7 protein-coding genes are annotated in these 8,738 nt (G+C 68.0%); 2 read left to right on the forward strand and 5 right to left on the reverse strand.

Going from position 1 to position 8,738, the window contains the following annotated elements; genetic code table 11:
- Positions 1 to 80 precede the first annotated feature (80 nt).
- Positions 81 to 872: a dienelactone hydrolase family protein gene (locus tag ABGA94_RS10270; protein ID WP_375367203.1), complete on the reverse strand. Its 792-nt coding sequence runs from the start codon at positions 870 to 872 to the stop codon at positions 81 to 83.
- A gap of 133 nt (positions 873 to 1,005) precedes the next feature.
- Between ABGA94_RS10270 and ABGA94_RS10275 the strand changes: the two genes are divergently transcribed.
- Entirely contained in the window at positions 1,006 to 1,599 is a 594-nt protein-coding gene (locus ABGA94_RS10275) for an SMI1/KNR4 family protein (RefSeq protein ID WP_032953996.1), read from the forward strand.
- 87 nt (positions 1,600 to 1,686) lie between these two features.
- On the opposite strand, the gene ABGA94_RS10280 is transcribed toward ABGA94_RS10275, so the two are convergent.
- The 4 genes from ABGA94_RS10280 to ABGA94_RS10295 form a co-directional block, all read right to left on the reverse strand.
- A complete protein-coding gene (locus ABGA94_RS10280) occupies positions 1,687 to 2,220 on the reverse strand; it encodes a hypothetical protein (RefSeq protein ID WP_375367205.1) in 534 nt (177 codons plus the stop codon).
- Between the two features lie 95 nt (positions 2,221 to 2,315).
- Positions 2,316 to 3,725 (reverse strand): UDP-N-acetylmuramoyl-L-alanine--D-glutamate ligase, encoded by a 1,410-nt coding sequence (gene murD / locus ABGA94_RS10285; RefSeq protein ID WP_065185851.1) that lies wholly within the window; start codon positions 3,723 to 3,725, stop codon positions 2,316 to 2,318.
- The gene (gene murL / locus ABGA94_RS10290) at positions 3,706 to 5,058 is read right to left on the reverse strand and encodes a UDP-N-acetyl-alpha-D-muramoyl-L-alanyl-L-glutamate epimerase (protein ID WP_375367207.1); all 1,353 of its coding nucleotides are present in this window, start codon (positions 5,056 to 5,058) and stop codon (positions 3,706 to 3,708) included. Before murL ends, murD begins: the two co-directional genes overlap by 20 nt.
- 76 nt (positions 5,059 to 5,134) lie before the next feature.
- Positions 5,135 to 7,729 carry a bifunctional aspartate kinase/diaminopimelate decarboxylase gene (locus tag ABGA94_RS10295; RefSeq protein WP_005415611.1) on the reverse strand — a complete coding sequence of 865 codons (2,595 nt, stop codon included), beginning with the start codon at positions 7,727 to 7,729 and terminating at the stop codon, positions 5,135 to 5,137.
- Positions 7,730 to 7,804: 75 nt separating this feature from the next.
- Here ABGA94_RS10295 and ABGA94_RS10300 point away from each other — a divergent pair, with 75 nt between their 5' ends.
- Positions 7,805 to 8,680, forward strand: coding sequence for a PhzF family phenazine biosynthesis protein (locus ABGA94_RS10300; RefSeq protein WP_375367209.1), 876 nt, complete (start codon positions 7,805 to 7,807; stop codon positions 8,678 to 8,680).
- The last annotated feature ends 58 nt before the right edge of the window (positions 8,681 to 8,738 follow it).

The following is an 8,738-nucleotide window of genomic DNA, read 5'->3' on the forward strand; positions in this document are numbered from 1 at the left end:
CGGCCGCTGGCCGGCATTCCCGATGACATCCGCAGCATCATGAGGTTGCCGGCCAGCGGCCGGCACTACCACTGCACGAATCAACGTTTCTCGAAGCGCTCCTCGAAGAACTCATCCAGCGCCTTCCACGCGCGCTTTGCCGCCCGCTCGTTGTACTGGCAGCCCGGCGGGCTGTTGGCGTCGCGCTCGGCGAAGCAGTGCACCGCACCGCTGTAGTTGGTGAACTCCCAATCGACCTTCGCCGCGTCCATTTCCTTCTGGAAAGCGGCGATGTCCTCGGCGGTCACGCTCTTGTCATCGGCCCCATTGAGCACCAGCACGGACGGATGGGTGCCACCGGCCTGCGCCGGCAAGGGCGAACCCAACCCACCGTGCAGGCTGACCACAGCGGCCAGCGGCGCACCGGCCCGGGCCAGCTCCAGCACCGTGGTGCCACCGAAACAGAAACCGACCGCACCGATCCGGCTGGCATCCAGCGGCACCTTGCCGGCCTGCGCCTTGAGCACGTTCACCGCTTCCAGTGCACGCGCACGAAGCAGCGGCCGGTCATTGCGCAGCTTGCTGGCCGCCGGCCCCGCCTCCGCATCACTCTTCGGCCGCACGTCCTTGCCATAGACATCGGCCACCAGCACCACGTAGTCATCACCGGCCAGCTGCTTGGCCTTCTCGACTGCCGACTCGTTCACACCCTTCCAGTTCGGCACCATCACCAGGCCGGGGCGCTGGTCATGCTCGCCATCGTCGTAGACCAGCACGCCACTGAAGGTCGTGCCCTGGTGTTTCCACTCCACCGGCTGCGTCTTCATCGCCGCCCACGCTGGCATCGCCGCCAGCCCCAGCATCATCGCCACACCGCATCGCCAACGATTCATGCGCCTGCTCCGCAAGAAAAAGGGGACGGAGGGGATTAAGCCGTATTCGCCCCTCCTGCGTCGCATTCTGCATTGGCGGCGTGACGCAGGTGTGGTTGGATACGACTTAATCCCCTCCGTCCCCTTTTTTCGCATGAATCTTGTTGATCGCTTTCTGTCTGGCCTGATCCCGCGTTTGCCTGCCGAGGATGCCCCGCAGTGGGTCCACGTGCAGGGCGCCAGCGCTGAAGACCTGCAGCGCCTGCGTGTGCAGTGGCCGCAGGTGCCGGACAGCCTGGTGGAACTCCTATCGCGCGTGGATGGCACCCACTACCGGGAGTACCCCGGCGGCAAGGTCTGCGTACTGATGCTCGGCTCGGACGTGGAGGACGGTGGCTACCCGTACTACCTGCGATCGGTCGCGCAGATCTTCGAGGACCAACAGCGATGGGACGACAGCATCCGTTCCATCTACGAAGAGTGGCTGGATGAGGAACCGGAGATTCTCGGCGAGGGCATCGACGCGGATCTGCCGATGAACCGCCGGCTGTGTTTCTCGCACTGCATGAACAACGGTGGCACGTCGATGCTGTACCTGGATTTCGATCCCGCGCCAGGCGGCACCGTCGGCCAGGTGGTGCGCTACCTGCACGATCCGGACAGCTATGCGGTCATTGCGCGGAGCTTCGATGTGTATCTGCAGCAGCTGATCGATGGCGATTACGCGTTCATCGATGAAGACGAATGAAGGCAGCCGAGCGTGGGCTCGGCTCTACAGTAGAGCCACGCCATGCGTGGGTGAATTTCTCCGCAGGTTGCAGGCCAGCGGCCGGCACTACCCGCGCTCGATCCAATGCAACGTGCCCGGCATGAGCGCCAACAGATCCGCTGCGGCCAGCTGATCCCGCGACCAGCGCCGTTCCGGCGGCTTCGGCTGCCGGCCACCCACCGAACCGTCATAGTCGCGCACCAGCAGGCCGATGCGCGCGGCCCCAGCCTGCAACAGCGCGTCGGTACGCTGCAACCACTGGCCGGCATCGTCCAGGGCTTCATCGCGGCGTGCCTGCTGATCCTGTTCATGCCGCGCCAACTGCGCCGCCAACGCGCGCGCGATCTTCGCTTCGCTCCAGCCCTTCCTGCGCCAGCGTTCGGCATCGCCGTTCCACTCACGAACCGCCTGCGCCGAGGCCAGCGACGTGCCGCAATCGCAGTGCGCGGCACTCAGCCACGGCTGCCAATCCGGGCCCACCGCTGACTGCAGGCTGGGCGAATCCTGCGCAAACAGGCGCCGGCCACTGCGCTGCATGATCGCGGCGGCTTCAATGTGCGATAAGGATGCGGGCAGGAACAGGGTAATGAAGGTGCACACGCGGCTATCCGGGTCCGTCCGGGGATGCGCCCATGGTGACTCGCCGGGGTCAGAGCCCTTTCCTGAGGAAAGGGATCCGACCCCGATCCGGCGGATCAGGCGATGCCCAACCCCGGAATCGCGCTGATGCTGTCCGGATCGAATCCGGCCAGTTCGGCGAAATGGCGGCCACGCGCCACGTAGTCGCGGTAAGCACCAAAGCTCGGCGCACCCGGCGACAGCAGCACCACCCCGCCCTGCGCGCCCAGCGCCGTGCGCGCCAACGCCATCGCCTCGGCAAGATCGCCCGCAGCGTGCAGGCCGAAGCGGCCGGCATCGGCCAGCGGCTGCAGCATCGCGTGGATGCGCGGGCCGTTGCTGCCCATGGTCACGATCTCCACCGGCGGCACATCGTGCGCCATGTGCTGCATGAAGTCGGTCCAATCCAGGCCACGGTCGTGCCCGCCCACCAGCAGCGCGATGCGCTGCCCAGCAAAGCACTCCAGCGCGGCCAGGCTGGCATGCGGCGTGGTGCTGATCGAATCATTGACGTAGGTCAGGCCATCGGCCACGCCGATGCGCTGCAGGCGGTTCGGCAGCGGGCGGAAATCCTGCACTGACGGTGCCAGCGCCACGGCATCCAGGCCCAGCGCTTCCAGTGCAGCCAGCACCGCGCACAGATTGCCGCGGTTGTGGCGTCCCGGCAGCGGCGTGTTGCGGGTATCGAACACCGCCTGTTCGCCGCGATGCACGATGTCGCCCCGCATATGCCAGCCCTGCGGCTGGTTGAACCAGACCACCTCACTATCGGGCAGCGACAGTGCCGCCAGGTGCGGATCGGCCGCATTGAGCACGGCAATGCGCGGCGCGGCTTCCGTCACCAGCCGCAGCTTGTCTTCGATGTAACGCCGTTCGCTGCCGTGCCAGTCCAGGTGTTCCGGGAACAGGTTCAGCACCACTGCCACCTGCGGGTGGGCGCCACTGCGCGCCACTTCACCGGTCTGGTAGCTGGACAGCTCGACGGCCCAGTACTCGGGCGCCGGCTGCGGGTCCAGCACCTCCAGCAGCGGCAGCCCGATGTTGCCGACCAGTCCGGTGCGGTGGCCGGCCGCGCGCAACAGGTGCGCGACCAGCGCGGTGGTGGTGCTCTTGCCCTTGGTGCCGGTCACGCACACGGTGTCGTGCACGATGCCATCGTCAGCCGCATGCTCGGCGAACCACAGCGCAGTGCCGCCGATGAAGGTGGTGCCCTGCGCTGCCGCCGCCAGCGCGATCGGCTGATAGGGACTGATCCCGGGCGATTTGATCACCACGTCGAACGCGGCCAGCGCTTCGGCAGAAGGCTCGCCACGCACGTCCAGCGCGCCCTGTGTTTCCACGCGTGCGGCCCCGACTTCGGCCGCCGGGCAGAACAGGCTCAGCGGCAGCGTGGGCAGGCGCTCACGCAGCACCGCAAACGCGGCGCGGCCCTCGCGGCCCCAGCCCCACAGCGCGACGCGCTTTCCTTCAAGCTTCGAAATCTTCACGCACCCGTTCCCACAGCGCAGCCGGAACGCGGTGCTCGCCCTGCAGTTGCAGCAGCGGCGCCAGTTCCAGTTCGGCGGCATCCAGCTGCGGCTGGATCTCGTTGCAGAAGCGCTTCACCAGCACGTCTTCCTTCCACTCCGGGCGCTGCGCCAGCGTCGCCATCGCCGCACGCGATTCGCGGCCTTCACCCACGCACTCGAACGGCTTGTGGTCCTGGAATTCCAGCAGCGCATCGAAGCCACCGGCCTGCTCGGCATCGTCCAGCAGGTTGCGGCCGAAGATGCGCACCAGGCGCGTCTTGGGCATGAACGGGGCCAGCGCCAGGAACACGAAATGGCACTTCGGGCAGACGCCACACCAGCGGTTCACCGGGCGCTCGCCGAGGATGTGGAAATTGCGGTTGCAGCTGGAGAAGTGCGCGTCGTAGAAATCAGTCTTGGCGAACTGGCGGGCCACCGCCAGCTCGGACATCGGTCGCAGCAGCGAGTAGTACTGCAGATCCGCCGCCACGTACTTCCGCACATGGCTGCCGAACGCCTGCTCGCAGGCCCAGCCCTTGGACCACTGGTGGTTCACTTCGCCGGTGCCCGGAATCTGGCTGCCGTAGCTGGCCGAACGCTCGTTGGAGAACACGACCTGGTCCACGCCGTGCAGCAGGGCGGCCAGCACCATGATTGCCGAGTTCACCACCGTCACCGGGATATGGCCGTTCCAGGCACCCTGGCGGTTCAACTCGAACAGTTCCGGTGCCAGCGTGCGGCCCAGGTTCAATGTCGGCAGGCCGGTGCGCTCGGCGCACGCACGGATCAGCTGCGAGCCACCGATCCAGGTCACGGTCTCGTCCACGCCGGCACGGCGCAGCGCTTCGATGCTGACCAGCGAATCCTTGCCGCCGCCGATGGCCACCAGTGCGTGCGGCTGCAGGCCCAGCGCCGGCGCCTGCACGGCCTCGCCCTGCACCGGCAACCGGAAGCGGCCGCGCAGGTTCAGGCCGTTACGGTAGGCGAATTCGCCCAGGCCATTGAGGTAAATGGTCTCAACCAGTGCGGCGGTATCGGCATCGATGCTGTAACTGTCGATGCTGACCGTATCCGGTACGCCGGCCTTGTAGTAGCTGACGCCGGCAATCAGGTGCAGCAGCTGCAGCGCACGCTTCACGGCAGCGGCGCGCGCCTCGTCCAGCACGAACGGGGCACCCGGCACAGTGATGGTCTCCACCATCTCCGGGCCGTCGTCGAAGGCATAGACCAGCCGGGCCACGCCGGTATCCGCTGCGAAGTCGCAGTGGACGAAGCGGAAGCGGGAAACCTGGTGTTTGTCGAAAGCAGTCATGGTGTATCCGGTCAGGCACGGGCCCGCGCGAGGGCGCGGGGCGTGTCGGTGGGCGGGTGCAGGGCGCGCGCGGTGGTCATTCGATCACGTCTTCGCGCGGCAGCATCCGCTGGTTGTAGGTGTTGGCCATCACATAGCCGTAGGCACCGGCATCGGCGATCAGCATCACGTCGTCCGGCGCAGTGGACACCGGCAGCTTGCGGCGCTTGCCGAACACATCGCTGGATTCACAGATCGGCCCGACCACATCGAACGCCGCTTCGGCATAACCGCCCTGGCGGCTGAGATTCTCGATGTCATGCCAGGCGTCGTACAGCGCCGGGCGCATCAGTGCGTTCATGCCGGCGTCCAGGCCGACACGGCGCACGCCGTCCTTTTCCACCACCTGGGTGGCATGGGTCAGCAGCACGCCCGATTCGGCCACCAGGTAGCGGCCCGGCTCGATCGCCAGGCGGAATGCCGGGTGCAGCGCCTTGACCTCGGCCAGGCCCTCGGCCCAGGCGTCCAGGTCGAAGGGTTCGTCTTCATCGCTGTACGGAATCGGCAGGCCGCCACCGATATCGATGGTCTGCACGCTGCCGATGCGGCGGGCGAAACCGGCCAGCTCATCGCACATCAGCCGCCAGTGCTGCGCGGTTTCCACGCCGCTGCCCAGGTGCGCATGCAGGCCCACCACGCGGCTGCCCAGTTCGGTGGCCGCGCGCACGAACTCGTCGACGCGGGCGATCGGCAGGCCGAACTTGGACTCCTTGCCACCGGTACGGACCTTGGCGTGGTGGCCCTCACCCCGGCCCAGATCGACGCGCAGCCACAGCTCGCGGTTACGGAACAGGTCCGGCCAGCGCTGCAGCGCTTCCACGTTGTCGACGGTCACGGTCACGCCCAGCGCAAACGCCGCCTCGTACTCGCTGCGCGGGCAGAAGCTGGGGGTGAACAGCACGCGCTTGGGCGACAGTTCCGGCAGGTGCTGGAACACATGCTTCAGCTCGCCGTGCGACACGCACTCCAGGCCGAAGCCTTCGGCTTCCAGCAGCTGCAGGATGGCCGGGTGGCTGTTGGCCTTGATCGCGTAGTAGCGCTGGTCGATCGGCTTGATTGCGGCCAGTGCACGGGCGCGGGCGCGCACCGTCGGCAGGTGGTAGACGTAGCGCGGCGTACCGGCATCGGCCAGCTGCAGCAGGTGCGCACGCTGGCCGCGCCACCACGGCGTGCCGCGCGGGCGCACGGTGCCGGCAATCTCGCGCCAGCGCGGGCCGAACACTTCGGTCTCCTCCACCGGCATCGCGCCGCTGTCGATCAGCTCTGCGTGCAGGATCGGCAGCAGGCCATCGGCATCGGCCTCGTCGATGACGAAGGTCAGGTTCAGGTCGTTGGACGACTGCGAGATCATGTGCACGCGCTCGCGGCCGAAGGTGGCCCACACGTCCGACAGCTTGTGCAGCAGCGACCGCATGCCGCGGCCCACCAGGGTGATCGCCGCGCACGGCACGATCACCTTCACCTTGCAGATCTGCGACAGGTCGGCCGACAGCGCGGCCAGCACATCGGTGTTGACCAGGTTCTCTGACGGGTCCAGCGACACGGTGACGTTGGTCTCGGCCGAACCGATCAGATCCACCGACAGGCCGTGCTTCTTGAACAGGTTGAACACATCGGCCAGGAAGCCGACCTGCTGCCACATGCCGATGCCTTCCATCGACACCAGCACGATGCCATTGCGGCGGCTGATCGCCTTCACCCCCGGCACCGGTGCGGCGCTGCCATCGATGCTGGTGCCCGGCAGTTCCGGGCGCTCGGTATCGAGGATGGCCATCGGCACGCCGGCATCGCGGCACGGCTTGATCGAGCGCGGGTGCAGCACCTTGGCGCCGGTGGTGGCGATTTCCTGCGCCTCGTAATAGTCCAGGCGGGTCAGCAGGCGCGCGTCTGGCACGTCCTTCGGATTGGCGCTGAACATGCCCGGCACATCGGTCCAGATCTCCACCCGGCTGGCGCCGAGCAGCGCACCGAAGTACGCCGCCGAGGTATCCGAGCCACCACGGCCAAGGATGGCGGTACCGCCATCGGCATGCCGCGAAATGAAGCCCTGGGTGATCAGCAGGCGGGTCGGCTGCGCGCGGAAGCGCTGCATCCACTCCGCGTCTGCGCGCCACTGGCAGTTCACCGACAGGCGCTGCGACCAGTCGCTCTGGTTCGGCTGCGGCGGCATCGCGTCCAGCCACTGGCGGGCGTCCATCCAGCCCATGTCCAGGCCCGAGTCGCGCAGATAGGCCGCGCCCAGGGTGGAGGACAGCAGCTCGCCCTGGCCCAGCACTTCGGCCTGCCAATCCAGCGGACGGGTGGCCGCCCGCGCATCGTCGAGCAGGCCCTGCAGCGCCGCCAGCCGTTCGGCCAGCACCTCGCGGCCCAGGCCGAGTTCGGCCAGGAAGCCCTCATGGCGCTCGACAAGCGCTGCCACGCGATCACCGCTGTCCGGCGCGCCATCAGCGATCGCGGTCAGTTCGTTGGTGACCCCGGACAGCGCCGATACCACCACCAGCACGCGCGATCCGGTCTCTTCCGCGCGTTTTTTCGCCAGCTTCCCGATCGTGTCCCAGCGGTGACGACGCGACACCGAAGTGCCGCCGAACTTCAGTACGATCCAACGATCGACAAGGGGGGAAGCTGACATGGATTGGCTATGTAGAATGTGGGGAAGCCGCCCTCGGGGGCGGAACCTTTGATTCTAAGCGCAATATCCCCGTAGATGGCCGTCCTCCGTTACCTGCAGCTCGACGTCTTCGCCCCCCGCCCCGGAACCGGCAATCCACTGGGCGCCATCCTGGACGCCGACGCGCTCTCCAGCAGCCAGATGCAGGCCCTGGCCGCCTGGCTGAACCTGTCCGAGACGGTGTTCTTCCTGCGCCCCACCGCGCCCGGCGCCGACTACCACATCCGCATCTTCACCCCGACCCGTGAGCTGGCCTTCGCCGGCCACCCCAGCGTCGGCGCCGCCTGGGCGGCGGTGACCTGCGGCCTGGCCCAACCGCGCGACGGCGCCCTGCTGCAGCAATGCGCGGCAGGGGTGCTGCCAGTACGGGTGAGCGGCCCGGCCGAGGCACTGGAGATCCAGCTGGCCAGCCCGCCGGCACGGCAACTGGACACGGAGGCAGACGGAGCGCCCGCCGCGCTGTTGGCGCTCGCTGCCGACGGGCAGGTGCCCGAACTCTGGGACAACGGCGCACGCTGGTGGCTGCTGCCACTGCGCGATGCCGACGCCGTGCGCAGCCTGCTGCCGGACATGGCCGCGCTGGCCGACTGGAGCCTTGCCACCGATGCCACCGGCGTGGCGGTGTTCGCCGACGAAGCCGGCGCCGGCCATGCCCGCGTGGTGCGTGCGTTCTGCCCCGCCGATGCCCCCAGCGTGCCCGAGGACCCGGTCACTGGCAGCGCCAATGCGCTGATCGGCGCCTGGCTGCGGCAGCGCGATGCCCTGCCCGGCGGCGAAGGCCGCTACGTGGCCAGCCAGGGCCGCGAAGTGGGCCGCGATGGCCGCGTCCAGGTGCAGGTCGACGCGCAGGGCACGGTGTGGATCGGCGGCCAGGTGCAGCCGGTCATCGACGGCCAGATCCGTTGGCTGTAGAGCCGAGCCCACGCTCGGCTGCTTCTTCTCACGCCCCGACACAGCCGAGCATGGGCTC

Source organism: Stenotrophomonas sp. 3diitr2024 (genome assembly GCF_042136455.1).
Lineage (GTDB): Bacteria > Pseudomonadota > Gammaproteobacteria > Xanthomonadales > Xanthomonadaceae > Stenotrophomonas > Stenotrophomonas sepilia.